The organism is Hyphomicrobiales bacterium, from assembly GCA_039973685.1.
GTDB lineage: Bacteria > Pseudomonadota > Alphaproteobacteria > Rhizobiales > JACESI01 > JACESI01.
Map to the genome: position 1 here is coordinate 11,999 of JBDWKL010000046.1, position 19,310 is coordinate 31,308.

A 19,310-nucleotide genomic window follows, 5' to 3' on the forward strand; every position below is an offset into this window, starting at 1 on the left:
TAAGGCAGCTTTAAACTTCGCTACCACAATTCTTTTGCTTAAACCACCCAAAACGGTGTGATCGCAGGACCGTGTGTTGGGCGCCAATTTATCGGTGAAAGCAATTAATGTTGATTATCACCTTTGTTTCAATCGAAAAACTGGTTCATCATTAGACAGCGATTCGGAAAACGTGGCGTCCCTGATTGACTGCAATAACCAATTATTTGAGGTGATATTGACCAACCGTTCGATAAATATGGCGACATTCTATGTCTTGATGATGGCAGTGCTCGTTTGGCCGCAATTTGGTTTGGCGAACGACAACGGACCTGTACATGGCATTTCAATGCACGGAACGCCGACGCTTGCCGTTGATTTCACTCATCTTCCCTATGCAAACGTTGACGCACCTAAGGGCGGCAAAATCACCTATGGGGTTAGAGGATCGTTTGACAGCGTAAATCCATTCATCCTGCGCGGCCAAAAAGTCGGCGGATTGCGAGATGGTTTTTATGGCAACAATGTCTATGAGAGCCTCTTGATGCGGAACCGCGATGAACCCTTCACCATGTACGGCTTGCTTGCTGAGAGTGTCGTGACACCGGATGATCGGTCTTACATTGAGTTCAAGATTAATCCAAAAGCAGCGTTCTCAGATGGACACCCAGTAACGGCGGATGATGTCATTTTTTCAGCCGAGCTGTTAGCCGAAAAAGGTCGTCCTAACTATCAAAAATATTATTCAAAAATTGCCTCAATCGATAAAATTGATGAGCGCACCGTCCGCATTGTATTCAACGACGAAGCTGATCGAGAAATTCCTTTGTTGCTTGGGCTCCTCCCTATTTTGCCAGAACACGCAATCGACAAAGAAACCTTCGATAAAACGACACTTACGCCCATACTTGGCAGCGGACCTTATGTTTTATCCAAAGTTGAACAAGGAACCAGCGTAACGCTCACTCGCAATCCAGATTATTGGGCCAAAGACCTGCCGATCAAACAGGGGCTCCATAATTTTGATACGATTGAATTTACGTATTATCGTGACAAGAACGCATTGTTTGAAGCGTTTAAGAAAGGCATTGTTGATGTCTATTTTGAATCCAACCCAGACAATTGGAAAACTGCCTATGGTGGAGGCGCACTCGCAGAGGGCCGAATTACTCAATCGGAAGTAACACCGCGCAGTTCAACTGGTTTGCGTGGTTATGCGTTCAACACACGAAGACCTAATTTTATGAACATCAAAATACGCGAAGCGCTAACGATGCTTTTTGATTTTGAATGGATGAATTCAAATTTGTTCAACAAAGGCTTCCAACGCACTGAAAGCTTTTTCCACGGCTCCAATCTTTCTAGTATCGGCGTTGCGGCCTCTGCTCACGAGAGAGAGCTATTAAAAGATCATATCGACCTAATAAGACCCGATATTTTGGATGGAACGTTCCTGCAAACAAAGAGCGATGGTTCTGGACGAGATCGCACAATCTTACGCAAAGCGCTCGGCCTATTTCGTGAAGCTGGTTACTCTCTCAAAAATCGGATTATGGTCGATGCCCAAGGCAAACCATTTGAAATTGAACTGCTACTGCCCGGCGGCTCATCGTCGGAGCGAATTGCTCTTTCTTACGCCGCTAATCTGCGTAACTTAGGGATCGATTTAAACATCAGAAATGTTGATGCGGCGCAATTTGAAGAACGCCGCAAGAATTTTGATTTTGATATGATTTCGTGGCGTTGGAACGGTTCCTTATCGCCTGGCAATGAACAGTATTTTCGCTGGAGCAGTCCCTTCGCCGATCGCAAGGGATCATACAATTTTTCCGGCGTTAAAAACCCAGGTGTCGATGCGATGATTGATGAGCTTTTGAAAGCTCGCAAGCGCGAAGATTTCGTGGATGCAGTACGCGCATTGGACCGCCTCTTAGTTTCCGGCTTTTACGTGCTTCCTCATTATCACCTTGGCAACCAGTTGATTGCGCTGAGCAGCCATATTCACATGCCCGATTATTCATCACTATACGGCACACAGCCTACAACATGGTGGGCGGAGAAAAACAAATGATCCTCGCAGATGACAACACAATAAAAGATCATGTTTCCAAAGGGTTATGGGGCTCTGAGAGCCAAGACTTTAGTTTGGCTGGATTGTTGGCCAAATGTGCGAACGAACGTCCTGACCACGTGGCTGTATGTGATGATTTTCGTTCAGAAAAATGGTCTCAACACCAACCAAGACAACTTACGTGGCGCGCGCTTAATCAAGAGGTAGAAACACTCGCTCTATTCTTCCGCGGACTTGGATTACCAGAAGACGCCGTTATCGCCACTTACGGTGCAAACACTGTCGATTTTTATGCAACAATTCTTGCGATACATCGCGCTGGTTTCGTTGCCGCACCTCTACCACTGTATTGGCGTGAACATGAATTAAGCGCTTATTGTCGCGAAACAGAAATCAGTATGCTCATAGCGGCTGACCGCGTGGAAGACGATGAGCCAGCTCTGCGCATTCGCGATTTGTCTCAAGACCTGCTTGATGTCAAATACGTATTTGGTTTTGGGAGTAATTTGCCAGATGGTGTTTTGAATGTTGGCGAGATTTTAAAATCAATCGGAGGAATGGTTGAAGCTGCCGATCCCCTACCCCTGCCAGATCCTAATGCGGTGGTTAGTATTCACCCTGCAGATCTTGATTGGAACAAGACTGAAACTGTTCTGCCCCGCTCTTCCAATCAATGGCTTGCACTTGAACAAGCTTGTTTCGCCGATCAAGATACAAAGCCAATCACAACCCTTAATCCATACGCATTATCGGGTCTAACCGGCTTTTTAATCAGTATCGTTCAAGGGCTGAAATCTGGAAACAAAACGCAATTACACCACTACCACAACGAGCACAGCCTCAAATATGCGCTCAACCAATGTGACGCGACACGAATTGTCGTGCCGGGTGCTCTGACTGACGCAATGGCCGCTCTTGATTCAACGGATGAAAAGCAGGTGTGCCTCGTTTGGAAGAACCATGAAGCGGCAACGAAACAAGCGTCATCTCTACCAAATTGCCGTTCCATTTTTGATCTTACAGTTTTGAATAATGTTGGGGCAATCACGCAAACACGAAACGCAGGCGACTTAAGCTGCGCTCCTCTTCCTCTCGATGCTGATAATAACGCGGTGAGTTTGAGCATCAAAGGCGCCACGGGCAAAGTGCAAGCGGTTAAAACGGGCGGCGAACTTGTAATGACAGGTGCTGCTATCCCGACTGACCTTTATCCTACAAACAACGAACACCGCGCATTAAGGCGGCTACGCAACAAGAATAAAGATAACTTTGCCAGCACCCACCTTGCCTGTCGGTTTGCCGATGAAAACAAAGAAACGGTAGAACCAATCGGTTTCTTACCAGACTGCATTTTCCATTCGGGCCAATGTGTCTTGCGTGAAGATTTGGAAAAAACATTTCGCTCGATCGAAGGTATTGAAGACCTCGCTTTATACCATGACACAATGAACGACACGCTTAACCTTGCTATTGTTCTTGAACGTGGAAGAGCGATGACAGTGGCAACGTTTGAACATCACTTGAAACAGAAAAACCTGTCCCTCACCAAGTATCCTGACATAATTATTGAAGTCGACAAGATTGAAACCGGCCCCACGGGCATGGCTGATACAAAGGCGTTACAGGGGATTTTCGAGGAAGATGCCGTACACATCTATGAGCTTGAGAAAAAAATCAATTTACTGAAATCTGCCTAACTCATTCAATTTGTCTCGATTGTTTTCACTGAACTTTTAAAGTTCGTCGGTATAGTTTCGCTACTTAGTATCTGTATGACGGTTTTTGTAATGGTTCGAAACATCAACGCATTGCTTATTCAATGCACACCCAGTGGTCTCAACGACACGTCTCAATCGCTCGTTAAATTACAACGATTTGGGATAGGGTTAGAAGCAATCATTACAGACAAAAAGCCTGATCTGAGCGCTGTGGAAGCTGTTCCGGATATCATAATCCTTAATGCTATTGATGATGACCATCATGAAAAACTTGTGCAAGTTGCCGCTGATTTGCGGGAGGCAAAATTAATTGAAAACCTGCCAGTGGTGGTTATCGGACCGATTTCACGTTTTGCAGATTTTGATGTCGATGCTCACCTAGATCACAGAGCACCAGCAAACGTCCTTGCCCAAAAATTGAAGCACACGATCCGGTTGCATTCAATGAAGACCGAGTACAATCACCGCTTCCATACAATATCGACCTTTGGTGTTAAGACCGAGAACTTGTCAGACACATCACTCAATAATGTCACTCGATTGCTGGTTGTTGGTAAGGGTGAACGTTATTTCGAATTAGCAGGCCTCTTCCAAGGTGAGGCGCAATTGCGAGCTGTCGGCAGCTTTGAAGAAGCCCGCCCTGAGCTTGAAAGCAACACTTATGATTGTTTGGTTGTTGATAGTGTGAGCACCGCAGATCTGACGGTTTCCGCGCTGAAAGATTTTAAATTCAACGCAAAGTTTTTCAATTTCCCTGTGGTGATATTCCAAGAAGGGTTACATGAGGTTGCTCAGCAAGAATTCTTGCAATGCAGTGGATGCGCCCTGTTTGATCTTCATTCTACGGCAAAAGAAGTTGTCACCCATATCAAGACCGTGGTTGAGGGCGAAGATATACGCAAAGGTTTGTTGAGAGCCTTTAGTTCCGATGCATTCCTCTCCATCAAGGATGAAATGACAGGCTTACCAAGTTTGAATTTCTTCGAACGACATTTGGAACGACTAGCCAATCAAAGCACGGCTTGGAACCAACCTCTCACCTTTGGTGTATTCCAAGTGCATCCAATGCTCACCACTGGCGTGGATGAAGGCGACGAGATTGTTATAAATCTCATGCGCCAAGTCGGACAAACCATCCATTCGCTCATGCGTGCAGAGGACATTGCCACCTATTTAGGCGATGGACGATTTGTTGTCGCTACGCCCAACACATCAGGTTTGTCGATCTCCGCGCTAATTGGTCGTATAGGTTCCGTTATCAAGATGACTGAATTTCATATCGGTAGCGATACATCGCGTGTTGATGTGGATAGCCACTATTTTGACAATACGAAGTCGAAATCTGCGCCTGAAATTATGCAACGATTGTACGCATAACACACCAGCCATACTTTTCTTACGAACTTGATAGTTCACAAGCGCGCCTGATGTCTCTATAAGACCCCTTATAATTAATCTGGCGCTCTTTTAGCCTGATAAAATACTGGCTTAGGAGAACCCCATGCAAACCAAACCAATCATTGTTGATGTTGTTTCTGATGTAATGTGCCCTTGGTGCTATATTGGCAAACGTCGATTGGAAAAAGCATTGGAGCTTGCTGGCAATATTGACGTGGAAATTCGCTGGCGGCCTTTTCAGTTGGATGGCACTATTCCAGAAAACGGCATGTCTCGCAGCGAGTACCTATCAAACAAATTCGGCGGCGACGAACGGGCGAAGCAGGTTTATTCACAAATCGAAGAAGCCGGGGAAGCTGAAGAGCTGCCATTCGCATTTGATCTCATCGAAAAATCGCCCAACACACTCAATGCTCACCGCCTTATTCGCTGGTCGCAGACAACTGACAATCAAAATGCTTTGGTCGAAATTTTGTTCCGCATGTTCTTCATTGACGGCGCAGACATTGGTGACAAAGAAATTCTTGCAAATGCGGCAGAAGAAGCGGGCATGGACCGTGATGTTGTTGAACGCCTCTTTGATGGTGACAACGACATGAAAGAGGTTAAGGCCGAAATTGCTCACGCACAGCAAATTGGCGTAACAGGTGTACCGTGTTTCATTATTGATGAGAAATACGCCGTTATGGGTGCTCAGCAGCCAGAAACACTTGCTCAAGCGCTAGAACAAGCTTTGGCTGAACGCGACGCCTAGTTTATGCAGGTTGTTTAGCAAGCTTTGCTAGCTGACTTAAAATCACCGCACTGCCTTTAAGCCGTTTTTCAGGCACAGGCCAATCGCGTAATATGACGATGCGTTGGTCTGGCTTGATCTTGGCAAGCGTCCCCTGCTCTCCAATATAACGCACAAGCGCTGTCGGATTTGGGAACTCTTTGTTGCGGAAGGTAATCACGAGACCTTTTGGCCCTGCATCCACCTTTTCAACATTGGCAATACGGCAAAGCCCTTTGATGAAGACGATCTTCAACAAGTGCTCAACTTCATCGGGCAAGGGACCGAAACGGTCAATCAATTCAGCGCCAAAGCCGTCGATCTCTTTTGAATCAGTTAGATCTGCAAGACGACGATAGAGCGACAAGCGCAGGTTCAAATCGGGCACATACTCTTCTGGAATAAGAACGGGCGTTCCAACCGTAATTTGCGGTGACCACTTGCCGTCATCCTCAACTTCACCACCTGCTTTTTGTTGGGCAACGGCTTCTTCCAGCATTTGCTGATAAAGCTCAAAGCCAACTTCGCGCACATGACCAGATTGCTCTTCACCCAACAGATTACCAGAACCACGTTGGTCAAGGTCATGGCTTGCAAGTTGGAAACCAGCGCCAAGGCTGTCGAGTGATTGCAACACTTTAAGACGACGTTCAGCGGCTTTGGTCAGCACCTTGTTTACTGGCGTGGTCAAGATTGCATAAGCACGCGTTTTAGAACGGCCGACGCGGCCACGAATTTGGTATAATTGAGCAAGACCGAACATATCGGCGCGGTGAACAATCAGCGTGTTGGCGCGCGGTACATCAAGGCCAGACTCAACGATGGTGGTTGATAAAAGCACATCGAACTGACCTTCATAAAAAGCGTTCATCACGTCTTCAAGCTCAGTCGGCGCCATTTGTCCGTGGGCGACGGTGACCTTTAGCTCGGGCACTTTCTCATCCAAGAATTCTTTGATTTGGCGAATATCAGAAATGCGCGGGCAAACGTAGAAACTCTGCCCACCGCGATACCGTTCCCGCAAGAGCGCCTCGCGAATGGTAAGCCCATCAAACGGTGAGACGAATGTGCGAACAGCAAGGCGGTCAATCGGTGCTGTTGTGATCAGTGAGAGTTCACGCACACCTGTAAGCGCCAATTGCAACGTGCGTGGGATCGGCGTTGCTGACAGTGTAAGTACATGGACATCAGACTTCAGTTCTTTAAGCCGTTCCTTATGCTTCACCCCGAAGCGTTGTTCTTCATCAATGATGAGAAGGCCTAAATCTTTAAACTCAATCGCCTTACCAAGCAGCGCGTGGGTGCCAACCACGATTTCCACATCACCTTCTTTAAGGCCACGTTTGGTGTTGCTGAGTGCTTTACCGCCAACCAAACGAGAGGCTTGCTCCACGCGGATCGGCAAGCCTGCGAAGCGTTCTTTGAAGGTCTTATAATGTTGACGAGCAAGCAGTGTTGTTGGCACGACGATTGCGACTTGTTTGCCATTTAAAGCCGCAACAAAGGCCGCACGTAGTGCGACTTCGGTTTTACCGAAACCAACATCACCACAAACCAAGCGATCCATTGGACGGCCAGAAACGAGATCATCAAGAACGCTTTCGATTGCGCCTAATTGGTCTTCAGTTTCATCATACGGAAAGCGGGCAACGAACTCGCCATAAAGGCCATCTGGTGTTGGTAGCGGCGTGCCTTTTCGCAATGCACGTTGAGCGGCAACAGCAATGAGTTGATCTGCCATATCAAGCAGACGTTTTTTAAGCTTCGCTTTACGTGCTTGCCACGCAGTGCCGCCCAACCGATCAAGCTGCGCATCACCCTCGCCTGAACCGTAACGAGATAACAACTCGATATTTTCAACCGGCAGGAACAAGCGGTCACCACCGTGATAAACAAGCTCCAAACAATCATGCGGCGCGCCCGTTACATCAATCGTTTTCAGCCCTTCAAATCGACCGATACCGTGGTCAATGTGAACAACCAAATCACCTTCTGAAAGGCTCGCCACTTCTGAGATGAAATCAGCGTCTTTGCGGCGGCGTTTTGATTTTCTGACGAGACGGTCGCCGAGAATATCTTGCTCACCAATGATGGTGACACTGGCGCCCTCGAACCCCTGCTCCAGCGGCAAAACAATCAAGGCCGCCTTCTTTTGCGGCAGCGCTAAAACATCATCCCACGTATCGCAAATTGTCATGGTTTGCAGACCATGATCCGTCAGCATTTGCCCCATGCGTTCAGCTGTACCGCGAGACCAACAGGCGATCGCGACACGTTGCTCCGCTTTGTGCTGGGCAATAATATGATCGCTCACTTCATCAAAGACGTTCACCGCTTCACTAGACCGTTCAACCGAGAAGCTGCGACCCGCTTTGCCTGAGAGTTCAATCACAGGGCGGTCTGTTTGCATCACATTGAAAATAGATAAATCAATCCGTTGCAGACTTTGCAATGATGTGAAGAAATCATCTTTTGAAAGATAAAGCGTATCTGGCTCTACGGGCTTATAAGGCGACGAACCATCCGATAGCCCAATTTCCATAGCCTCAAGACGCGCGTCATAATGGTCTTTCATCTGCGTGCTGCGAGACGCCATAGCTTCAGCAGCCAAATGATCGACAACAAAAGGCGCATCACCGCTATAATCGGTCAGATCGCTCAACTCATCTAAAAAGAGCGGCAGCCAATGCTCCATGCCTGCAAAGCGTCTGCCTTCGCTGATTGCCTGATAAAGTGCATCATCTCTCGTCGTGGCGCCAAACAAGCGCACATAAGATTCGCGGAACCGACGGATCACCGCTTCATCGAGTTGTATCTCACTCATCGGTACAAGCTCAAAGCTTTTCAGCTGAGCAATTGAGCGCTGACTGTCTGGATCAAAGGTGCGGATTGATTCCAATGTATCACCGAAGAAATCGAGCCGCAGCGCGTCACCACTCCCCGGTGAATAAAGATCAATGATACCACCACGCACCGCGTATTCACCCCGCTCGCGAACGGTGGGTGTACGGTCGAAGCCGTTATTCTCAAGCCATTCCACAATCTGCTTCATGTCAAAGCGATTGCCCGGACGACCAGCCAGCGCTTTACCGTTCAACGCGGATGCACTTGGCATTTTTTGTAAGACGGCATTGGCCGATGTCAGCAAGATCGTCGGCTTTGCAAGACTATCTGGTGCCGCCAAACGCGCCAGTGTCGCCATACGCTGAGAAGATACCGCAGATGACGGTGAAACCCGATCATAAGGCAAGCAATCCCAAGCGGGCAGGATTAGCGTTTCCATTTCTGGTGCAAAAAACTGAAGTGCCTCTTCAATCATCGAAAGACGATTGCCGTCTCGCGCAACAAACACCAGACACAAACCAATTTTCTTGCGCGCACGAGCAAGGTCCGCCAACACCAAGCCTTCCATGCCATCGGCAACACCAGAAAGAATGACGTCTTCCTGATTACTGATAATGTCGGAGATCGGGTTTTGCATTTAGGCCGCTCAGAGGTTTGGTAGGTGTCTTAATTACACACCATGAAACTTTTGGATTTTGATCAATACATCTGTTTGATACTTTGCAGGTGTTGGCTCTTCGCCACTGATCCACTTAAACAAATCACGATCAGGCGCGGACATAAGGTGCTCAAGCAAATCGAGTTCATCCTCACTCAATTTAGCAATGTTAGCGTCTGCAAATGTACCAAAGACAATATCCATTTCTTTGGTACCTCGATGCCAAGCGCGAAACAGAATTTTCTTGCGTCTTGGGTCAAGACCATCGGAAGTAATTGTAGGGCCGCTGCGGTCAGTCATAATTGGTTCGTCCAATGGGCGTTGTGTTATGATCAAAAACGATTGTGGAAGCCGTAAAAGTTCGTTCTTAAGGCGGTTCTATAGCGTCTTGAAAGCAGCTAGGCTATAGCCGAGTTTTGTAAATACACAGATAGGCCTAAACCAAACCATGGCAACGCGCCCAAATGACCTTGATCCACTGTTTAGACCAGCAACGGTACTGGATGGTATTGGCCCAAAACTCGCCAAGGTTTTGGTGAAGCTTTTTCCATCCCTAAAGCTGGAACAAGATGCCCGTGTGCTCGATATGATTTTGCATATGCCAAGCGGTGCAATTGATCGACGCAATCAACCGGGCATAGCAAATGCCATCCCCGGTGAGATTGTCACGCTTAAGGTGATGATTGACGAACACCGCGCACCCCCGCGCGGCAATAAACGTGTGCCTTACCGCATTGCCGTGCATGACGAGACGGGCGCTTTGAACCTGATATTCTTTCACGCGCACGGTGATTATCTCGCCAAGCAAATACCCGTTGGTGAAATGCGATACATCAGCGGCAAAATCGAGGTCTTTGGCGACCTGCCTCAAATGCCGCACCCTGATCATATTGTTGATGAAGAGGCCTTCAAAGCTCTGCCTTTAATTGAGCCTGTTTATCCAATGACGGCAGGTCTATCGCCGAAGACATTCGGCAAGGCACTGCGCCAAAGTCTGACCTTTATCCCTGATATGAAGGAATGGATTGATCCTTCCATCATGGAGCGCGAACGCTGGCCATCGTTTAAAACAGCCATGCAGACCGCCCATGTGCCACCTGACGCGAAAGCTTTTGGTGCGGAGAGCATATCAAACAGACGCTTGGCCTATGATGAATTACTCGCAAGCCAATTAGCTCTAGGATTGATGCGGGCAAAGGTTCGCAAAACTAAAGGTATTCAAAAATTTGGTACGGGTAAGCTCAAAAACCAGATCATCAATGCCCTGCCCTTTACGTTGACTGAAACCCAGCAAGCAGCTGTTAAAGATATGGAGCATGACCTCGAAGCGCCAGAACGCATGTTGCGCTTGCTGCAAGGTGATGTGGGTGCTGGTAAGACGGTTGTGGGTCTTCTCGCTATGGCAAGGGCTGCTGAGGCTGGTTTTCAATCGGCTCTTATGGCGCCAACGGAAATACTCGCCCGTCAGCATATGAAAACCATCCAACCACTTTGTGAGGCAGCTGGGCTAAAAGCTGCGATCTTAACCGGACGGGAAAAAGGCGCGGAACGAAAAGCCATCCTTGAAGGTCTTCGCGATGGCAGCATTGATGTCGTGACGGGAACTCATGCACTCTTCCAAGAAGCAGTCGAATTTCAGCGTCTTGGTTTTGTGGTGATTGATGAGCAACATCGCTTTGGTGTGCAGCAACGCTTGGCGCTAACCTCTAAGGGCGAAGCGACTGATTTGATGGTGATGACCGCCACGCCAATTCCTCGCACGTTGGTGCTGACTTATTTTGGCGATATGGACGTTTCCAAACTGGCGGGCAAGCCAAAGGGACGCAAGCCAATTGAAACTCGCACGGTATCACTCGACCGGATCGAGGATGTAGCGCAACGGATTATCAATGCGGTAGAGCAAGGTGAAAAGGTATATTGGGTTTGCCCTCTTGTTGAAGAAAACGAAGAGCTCAACTTCACCGCTGCTGAGGAGCGCCACCGCACTCTGTTTAATTTGGTTGGTGATCGTGCTGCCCTCGTGCACGGGCAAATGCCTGCGGAGCAAAAAGATGAAGCCATGCAACGCTTCCAAAACGGTGATGCGCGTATTTTGGTGGCAACCACGGTTATTGAAGTTGGCGTTGATGTGCCAGATGCAACAATCATCGTGATTGAACATGCTGAACGTTTTGGCCTTGCACAATTACACCAGTTGCGCGGACGTGTTGGCCGTGGCGAAAAGCAATCAACCTGCCTCCTACTTTATAAGGGGCCATTGGGGGAAGTGAGCCGCGCGCGCTTGCAGGTGATGAAAGATACAGAAGACGGCTTTGTTATCGCGGAAGAAGATTTGAAACTGCGCGGTGAAGGCGATGTATTGGGCACCCGACAAAGCGGCATGCCAGGCTTTAAAGTCGCAGACCTTGCCGTTCATTCTGATTTGCTCGCAACCGCACGCGATGATGCACGGCTGTTTTTAACCCGCGACCCAGACCTCACCAGCGAGCGCGGTGATGCGCTGCGTCGATTGCTTTATGTATTTGATAGAGATGAGGCAATCCGACTTCTAAGAGCTGGATAAAGCTCTATTCAGCCGCGTCTTTTGCTTCTTCAGCCAGCGCTTCTAATTCGTTTTGAGAATTAGGTGCAACGAGACCTGCTGAAATCACCAATTTTGCCGCGTCTTCAACGGACATATCCAGCATTTGGATGTCTTTCTCTTTCACAAACAGCAAAAAGCCAGATGTTGGGTTGGGCGTTGTCGGCAGAAAGACGCTGATCATCTTATCGCCATTACTACCTTCCAACTTGTCCTTCACCTCACCCAACGCTTCGGTCGAGATAAACACCACAGCAAAGAGCCCTTTGCGCGGGTATTCGATGATACCTGCTTTTTGGAAACTCTTTTGTTGTTGCGAAAGTACCGTCTCAAAAATCTGTTTTAAAGCACTGTATACATTGCGAATAAGCGGCATTCCGAAAAGCATGCGCTGACCAAATGCAATGACGCTGCGGCCCAAATAATTCGCGGTGAAAAAGCCAAGTAATGTCAGCACCAAAATCGCAACGATAAGGCCGACACCCGGTACTGAGAATGGTAGGTAATTATCTGGATTGTAGATTGCCGGAATAAGCGGCTTTACCCGCACATCGACAAAAGAAACAAACGCCCATGTTAGATAGATGGTGATGCTAATTGGCGCGGCAATGACCAAGCCAGTCAGAAAATAATTTCTGATTCTCGCCGAAGCCTTGGGCTTTTTCTTAGTGCCAACCTGCAAGCCGGCAACTTCTACTTCTGTTTTGTTCTTCTTAGCCATGACCATCCAATGAATAACGGGGATATAAATGTGTCCCGTCCGGTCATTAGATAGTCATTTTGAGCCAGATGCCAAGCTTATAAAGCGACTTCCAGCAAACAAATCGTTATCAAAGACTATTCTACCGTCACTGATTTCGCGAGGTTGCGCGGCTGATCCACATCAGTACCCATGAATACAGCCGTATGATAGGCTAATAGTTGGATAGGAATGGAATATACCAGTGGCGCTATAACTGCAGGCATGTCTGGCATAACAATCGTTTCTAGAGCTTCAATCGCCGCCTCTTGGGCACCACGACGATCCGTAATCAAAATGATCTTACCGCCCCGTGCTGCAACTTCTTGCATATTGGAAACTGTCTTTTCAAAAATTTCATCATATGGCGCAATAACGACCACAGGCATATTTTCATCAATCAGCGCGATTGGACCATGTTTCAACTCACCCGCTGCATAGCCTTCTGCGTGGATGTATGAGATTTCCTTAAGCTTCAACGCTCCTTCCATAGCAAGCGCAAAGCTGGTGCCGCGACCGAGATAAAGAACGTCTTTTGCCTTTGAAAGATCTTTCGACATGCCGTCTATTTCTTTTTCAAGCTGCAGTGCTTGCTCGATATAAGACGGTACATCATTCAAGATGTTGATGAGATCACGCTCTTGCTCGTCATTCAGCATACCGCGCTCTACGGCGGCAGCAACTACCAATGATAGTAATGTCGCAAGTTGGCAGGTGAAGGCTTTTGTTGACGCAACACCAATTTCAGGGCCAGCAAGTGTCGGGAAAACAACAGTGCTTTCACGGGCAATGGTTGATTCTTGAACATTAACGACGGCTGCAATCGGCAGACCATTTTCTTTACAATAGCGAAGCGAGGCAAGCGTATCTGCTGTTTCGCCAGATTGGGAAATGAACAGAGCTAGGCCGTCCTTGTCCAATGGCATTTCGCGATAACGAAATTCAGAAGCGACATCCATGTCAACGGGGATGCCTGCAATCTTTTCAAACCAATATTTAGCAACCACGCCCGCATAGTAAGCCGTGCCACATGCTGTAATATAGATCCGACCAATATCTTTGAAACTAAAAGGGATTTCCTGATGCAGGCGCACTTTAGCCTCATCAAGATCAAGATAGTGAGCAAAGGTATGGGCAATAACATCACCCTGTTCGTAAATCTCTTTTTGCATGAAGTGGCGGTGGTTACCCTTTTCCGCCATGCGTGCGACAGCAGTCGATGTTTGTTTCGCACGCTCTACTGGTGTGTCATCTTCATCGAAAATATCGATTGAGTTACGGGTTACAATCGCCCAATCGCCATCTTGGAGATAGGTGATTGAGTTAGTGAATGGTGATAGCGCAATCGCGTCAGAACCGATGAAATTCTCGCCCTCCCCGTGACCAATGGCCAACGGGCTACCAAGACGCGCACAAACCATGAGGTCGTCTTCGCCTTCAAACAACACAGCAAGCGCGAAGGCTCCGGTGAATTGTTTAATCGCCAAGCGCGCAGCGTTTACAGGCGTTTCACCCGCTTCAAGGTGAGAATCAATTAGGTGAGCCACGACTTCAGTGTCTGTCTCAGATTCAAATTGATAACCCTTGGCTTTAAGTTCACGACGCAATTCGCGGAAATTCTCGATAATACCGTTATGAACAACAGCTACCCGTTTACTTCTGTGCGGGTGTGCATTTGCAATGCTGGGACGGCCGTGGGTTGCCCAACGTGTATGCCCTATCCCGCTCATTCCAGAAAGAGATTGACTGTCAAGCGCGGCTTCCAAGTTAATGAGCTTACCTTCAGCGCGGCACCGCTCCAATGCATTGCCTTCTAACGTTGCAACGCCTGCGGAATCATAACCGCGATATTCCAACCGTTTCAGCGCATCAACTAATAATGGCGCAACTGGTTTGTTCCCCAAAATCCCAACAATACCGCACATATTCCAAAGCCCTCGTGAATCTGATTGCTAATTTTTAGCGCCTTTAATGCGCCAATAAAAATCAAGCTATGTGAAAATTATTACAGCTATTCTGTGAAATAAGTGTTCACAATACTCAAGTTCATTTAGTGTTCTTATCCCTGAAGGTATCCGCCCAACCTTTGAACTCAACTTGACGCCCACGTGCTAAGGCCAAGGCGTTCGGTGAGACGTCATCGGTAATGACACTGCCGGATCCAATAAAAGAACCCTCTGCAATGGTAACAGGCGCAACCAATGCAGAGTTTGACCCGACAAACGCGCCCGCTCCAATAATAGTTTTAAACTTCGAGAACCCGTCGTAGTTGCACGTGATGGTGCCAGCGCCGATATTACACCCCTCGCCCAATTCACTATCACCGATGTAGGTGAGATGGTTGATCTTCGCACCTTTAGCGACCTTGGCATTTTTCACTTCGCAAAAATTACCGACCTTAACATCTTCGCCAATATCAGCACCGGGGCGCAGCCTCGCATAGGGGCCGATTTCCGCGCCAGTTGAGATTTCGACGTAAAGACCTTTTTTCAAGTCACCTTCAAAATAGGAATTCGCTTTAATCATTACACCGTCCGCAATTTTCACACCGGGTGCGAAAAAGCAGTTTGGTTCAATGATGGTGTCGCGGCCAATCTCAGTATCGAATGAAAAATGAACTGTATCGGGCGCCCTTAAGGTAACACCATCCAGCATAAATTGAAGACGACGACGGGATTGATAGATTGTTTCTGCTTCACTCAACTCTGCGCGGTTGTTTACGCCAAGAGTGTCTTCTTCCGCGCCACTAACTGCGCGCACATCAAGACCGCGCTCACGAGCAATCTCCACAGCATCAGTGAGATAATACTCACCCTTCAAATTGTCGTTGCCGATTGCTTCAAGCAGCGATAGGGCATGATCCCCTTTAAGGCCCATAATGCCGCTATTACAAAACGTCACTTTACGCTCTTCATCGCTGGCATCTTTTTCTTCTCGAATGGCCATCAACTGATCGCCTTTCATCAAAAGGCGGCCATATCCTGTTGGTTGTTCTGTTTCAAAACCTAAAACAGCAACATCCGCACCGGCGGTTAGGCAGTCTGAGATTGATTTGAACAAATCAGAAGTAACAAGAGGTGTATCGCCATATCCAATAATCACATCCATTTGTCCGTTGGCGATTGCGTCTTTTGCAGCCAACACGGCATGAGCCGTACCAAGACGTTCTGTTTGGATGAAAGTATCCATTGCCACGCCAAGCGCACCCGCTTCCGCTGATACTTTTTCTGCGCCATTGCCAACGACAAGTGCCATTTTTTGGCATCCAGCATCTTTGACCGCATGGATCACATGCCCCACCATGGCAAGCCCACCGACTTTGTGGAGAACCTTTGGTAAGGACGAGCGCATCCGAGTTCCCTCGCCCGCTGCCAATATGATTGCCAAGAAAGTACCAGACATACCCACCCCATATTTCATTACTCGCCGAGAATCAGCGAATCTCTTATGTTCATGCGTAACATAAGAACTTTAACAAATTTGCGAGCCAAGTAATGACGATCAAATCAATCACGCACAAAGTTGTTCAGGTCGAAAAACGTAAACTGGAGAATGAGCGCACGAGCACATTTTCAACCTTTGCATTGTTTGCTTTTTGGACGCTGGCCACCACTGGCGCTTTGTTTGTGGCAGCGATATCGTTTTATACAGCAGAACCCCGCGTAGAGTTGGCGGATCAACCATTTGGCATTGATAACGTAACGACAGCGGGTGTTAGCAAATCCTCTCGCCCTGAGAGCGCCAACCAACAAAGACGCAACTCGCCCCTGGTTAAACGCAATAACCAACGGATCGATGATGTGACTCGCGTTATTAGCCGTTTGCGTGGAGAACAATCTAGTTTGAACGAGCGGATTGCTGAATTGGATCTATCCGTTCGACACCTGCGCAGCGAAAACAAAACTCTAAAATCTCAAGTATCTGACTTAGTGAACAATACACAGATTGCAACCGCGCCCATAATAATACCAGCCAACCCTAAAAACGCGCGATTACCAGAACAAACCAACAAATTGATCCCTCGCACTGTGGATACCAAACGCGTGAGTAATGAAGCTGATGTCACTCTCAACAAACCCTTGGATGACATCGCTCTAAAAGACAAACCGGCGGACACAAGCAGCTTTCCAAAATCCGCGGCATCAGGCTTAGAAAATACAATTGATGGCATAAAAGTGGGAAGTATCCCAATTGCACAAACCTCACGATTTGCCCTCGATCTGGGCGCAAGCTCTACCGCTGCTCGCGCTAAAAACCTTTGGAACGAAATTGGGACGCAAAAACCAAGTGTCATATCAGCCCTCACACCCAAATTTATTGCAACAGGTGTTGAAGACGGTCAAACGCGCTTGATCGCTGGCCCATTCGAAAATGCGGGTGATGCGATACAGGCCTGCGTGCAGCTTCGCCAAGTTGACGCGTTCTGCAAAACAACTTTGTTTCCTCAATAACCGATCAACGCTCTAAATTAGGCGTTGAATGGCTCCGCCAGAAATACAGCTGCTAGCCGATGGTTGCGAGCGCTGGGAAAAACTCGATCAAGTAATTTGCGATCAAGGTCATTGATCCGGTGATGAATAACACACCAGTTGCAACCAATAGACCGCCCATTAGTTTTTCAACTGACCCAAGATGTTTCTTAAATCGGTTCATGAAAGACAAGAACGGCTTAGCAAAGAGGGCTGCCAGCATAAACGGCACACCAATCCCAATTGAATAAGCGCCCAGCAGCAACGCGCCTTTAGACGCGCTCGCTTCAGCGCCTGCAACCGCGAGGATTGCAGCTAAGATAGGCCCGATGCAGGGGGTCCAGCCAAAGGCAAAGGCAAGGCCCATCACATAAGAACCCAACGGTCCAGAGGAGACGTGGGTCGAATCAGCGCGGGCTTCTTTATACATAAAGGCAAACCGGAAGACGCCGAGGAAGTGCAGCCCCATGATGATGATCACAACACCAGATATCTGAGACATAATGACTTGGTGCTTCAGCAAGAACTGGCCAATGAACGACGCACCTGTGCCAAGGGCTACAAACACCGTTGTGAAGCCGAGTACGAAGCACAGCGACACAAAGGAAATATAAGCCTGCGAACGCGGTGATTCTTCCTCACCTGTAAGCTGATCCAACGACACGCCTGCCATATAGCAAAGATACGGCGGTACGAGCGGCAAAACGCAGGGCGAGATAAAAGAGATAAAACCACCCAATAGTGCTGCCCATATTGTAACATCACTAAGGTCTATGCCTAATGAGGAAAGATCCATTTATATTCGCCGTTCTAATTCGATTGAATTTAATGCGCCCCATAAAGCCGCACAGCCTCTAGTTGATGAAATGCAAATCAATCATGCAAATTGCTTGAGCCTTCATCGGCAGTCATACCCCCATGACTAAGTAGGCACAACTCACGGGATCTAACAACTTCGAGAAGAGTAAGAAATGACGAAAATCAACCACTGTTAGGGATAGTGTAAAACAAACTGAAAAAACAGGTTGACTGTCGGTATAACAGCGCCTATCAAGCCGCCTATTGAATTGGATCGAGCCGGTAGCTCAGTTGGTAGAGCAACTGACTTTTAATCAGTAGGTCCAGGGTTCGAACCCCTGCCGGCTCACCATTTTTCTCAGCGAAAACAATAAACTAAAGTTCGTTTTGCGTCTTCATGCGCCAAAACCGCACGCTTTCACGCACTTACCCAAAATACACACTGTTTGTGGTGTCGATACAGACGACACAAAACTTCATATCTAAGTCCATTGCGTCGAATCGTTTTTTGATTTGCCGAGGAACCTTCTGCCAGCCGCGCAAAATTGAAGGCCAGCAACAAAATCAATAACAGCTAAGTTTGAATTTGAGCGCGAGGTAAACTGGAAAAGGTCAGACGCCTTTTAAAAATAAGAGCTTGAGGTAATTTATCACACGCCCAATTAGTCTTACTATTCAGGTGGTTCGATAGCATTTCAAAGGGAGGTTATGAAATGGTGCGGCCGAGAAGACTCGAACTTCCACGGGTTTTACCCCACAGCGACCTCAACGCTGCGCGTCTACCAATTCCGCCACGGCCGCAACCAAATACCGAAGATTTCTCTTCAGTTGCGCTGACTTAGCAAATGCGGACTGTGAGAACAAGCCGCAATTTCGCTATTACGCGTTTTTTAAAAAGAAATTATCCAGCCGTTTCGGGTGGTTTGACGAACTTATCAGATGGCGCGCGATAAACTTGGCCGCGCAATTGATTCTCACTCACCGTTACTTCGATCTGTTCGCCGTTGAGACGCAGTTGACCGCTTGCAATTTGAGTGTCACCCGCAAGAATGCGAACATCGTCATCTTCCGTGGAATCAAGAGCAATCACTGCCCCTCGCCCAAGACGGAACAATTCGTGCAAAGCCATTTCGGTTTCGCCTAAAACAACATCAAGAGCAATGACGACATCATCAATTGGCGTATCTTGAGGCTTTTCGCTTACGCTACCTGCTGATATTAACTCTTCTGACAAACTGGCCTCTTTACAGATACAACCCGATGCTTACAAAACGGGGTTACTA

General features: G+C 47.8%; 13 protein-coding genes and 2 tRNA genes. 7 read left to right on the top strand and 8 right to left on the bottom strand.

What is annotated here, in order from left to right; genetic code table 11:
* The first annotated feature begins 217 nt into the window (after positions 1–217).
* The 4 genes from ABJO30_12870 (at position 218) to ABJO30_12885 (ending at position 5,920) form a co-directional block, all read left to right on the top strand.
* A complete protein-coding gene (locus ABJO30_12870) occupies positions 218–2,050 on the top strand; it encodes an extracellular solute-binding protein (protein ID MEP3233711.1) in 1,833 nt (610 codons plus the stop codon).
* Positions 2,047–3,747 (top strand): AMP-binding protein, encoded by a 1,701-nt coding sequence (locus ABJO30_12875; protein MEP3233712.1) that lies wholly within the window; start codon positions 2,047–2,049, stop codon positions 3,745–3,747. Before ABJO30_12870 ends, ABJO30_12875 begins: the two co-directional genes overlap by 4 nt.
* Before the next feature lie 75 nt (positions 3,748–3,822).
* Entirely contained in the window at positions 3,823–5,145 is a 1,323-nt protein-coding gene (locus ABJO30_12880) for a diguanylate cyclase (GenBank protein MEP3233713.1), read from the top strand.
* A gap of 124 nt (positions 5,146–5,269) precedes the next feature.
* Positions 5,270–5,920: a DsbA family oxidoreductase gene (locus ABJO30_12885; protein MEP3233714.1), complete on the top strand. Its 651-nt coding sequence runs from the start codon at positions 5,270–5,272 to the stop codon at positions 5,918–5,920.
* Between the two features lies 1 nt (position 5,921).
* Here the strand turns inward: ABJO30_12885 and mfd are convergent, their stop codons facing one another.
* Together mfd and ABJO30_12895 are read right to left on the bottom strand one after the other, a co-directional pair.
* Positions 5,922–9,419: a transcription-repair coupling factor gene (gene mfd, locus ABJO30_12890; GenBank protein MEP3233715.1), complete on the bottom strand. Its 3,498-nt coding sequence runs from the start codon at positions 9,417–9,419 to the stop codon at positions 5,922–5,924.
* 33 nt (positions 9,420–9,452) lie between these two features.
* Positions 9,453–9,740: a succinate dehydrogenase assembly factor 2 gene (locus tag ABJO30_12895; GenBank protein MEP3233716.1), complete on the bottom strand. Its 288-nt coding sequence runs from the start codon at positions 9,738–9,740 to the stop codon at positions 9,453–9,455.
* Between the two features lie 148 nt (positions 9,741–9,888).
* Here ABJO30_12895 and recG point away from each other — a divergent pair, with 148 nt between their 5' ends.
* Positions 9,889–12,003 carry an ATP-dependent DNA helicase RecG gene (gene recG / locus ABJO30_12900; protein ID MEP3233717.1) on the top strand — a complete coding sequence of 705 codons (2,115 nt, stop codon included), beginning with the start codon at positions 9,889–9,891 and terminating at the stop codon, positions 12,001–12,003.
* A 4-nt stretch (positions 12,004–12,007) separates the two neighbouring features.
* Here recG and ABJO30_12905 read toward each other — a convergent pair whose 3' ends face one another.
* The 3 genes from ABJO30_12905 to glmU form a co-directional block, all read right to left on the bottom strand.
* A complete protein-coding gene (locus ABJO30_12905; protein MEP3233718.1) occupies positions 12,008–12,742 on the bottom strand; it encodes a DUF502 domain-containing protein in 735 nt (244 codons plus the stop codon).
* Positions 12,743–12,858: 116 nt separating this feature from the next.
* Entirely contained in the window at positions 12,859–14,685 is a 1,827-nt protein-coding gene (glmS, locus tag ABJO30_12910; protein MEP3233719.1) for a glutamine--fructose-6-phosphate transaminase (isomerizing), read from the bottom strand.
* A 121-nt stretch (positions 14,686–14,806) separates the two neighbouring features.
* Complete coding sequence (gene glmU / locus ABJO30_12915; protein ID MEP3233720.1) at positions 14,807–16,162, bottom strand: bifunctional UDP-N-acetylglucosamine diphosphorylase/glucosamine-1-phosphate N-acetyltransferase GlmU; 1,356 nt, start codon at positions 16,160–16,162, stop codon at positions 14,807–14,809.
* Between the two features lie 92 nt (positions 16,163–16,254).
* Between glmU and ABJO30_12920 the strand changes: the two genes are divergently transcribed.
* A complete protein-coding gene (locus ABJO30_12920; protein ID MEP3233721.1) occupies positions 16,255–17,211 on the top strand; it encodes an SPOR domain-containing protein in 957 nt (318 codons plus the stop codon).
* 52 nt (positions 17,212–17,263) lie between these two features.
* Here the strand turns inward: ABJO30_12920 and ABJO30_12925 are convergent, their stop codons facing one another.
* Positions 17,264–18,025 carry a cytochrome c biogenesis protein CcdA gene (locus ABJO30_12925; protein ID MEP3233722.1) on the bottom strand — a complete coding sequence of 254 codons (762 nt, stop codon included), beginning with the start codon at positions 18,023–18,025 and terminating at the stop codon, positions 17,264–17,266.
* Positions 18,026–18,303: 278 nt separating this feature from the next.
* Here ABJO30_12925 and ABJO30_12930 point away from each other — a divergent pair.
* A tRNA-Lys gene (locus ABJO30_12930) sits at positions 18,304–18,379 on the top strand.
* Between the two features lie 362 nt (positions 18,380–18,741).
* Here the strand turns inward: ABJO30_12930 and ABJO30_12935 are convergent.
* Positions 18,742–18,828, bottom strand: a tRNA-Leu gene (locus tag ABJO30_12935).
* Between the two features lie 100 nt (positions 18,829–18,928).
* Positions 18,929–19,261, bottom strand: coding sequence for a FliM/FliN family flagellar motor switch protein (locus tag ABJO30_12940; protein ID MEP3233723.1), 333 nt, complete (start codon positions 19,259–19,261; stop codon positions 18,929–18,931).
* Between the last annotated feature and the right edge of the window lie 49 nt (positions 19,262–19,310).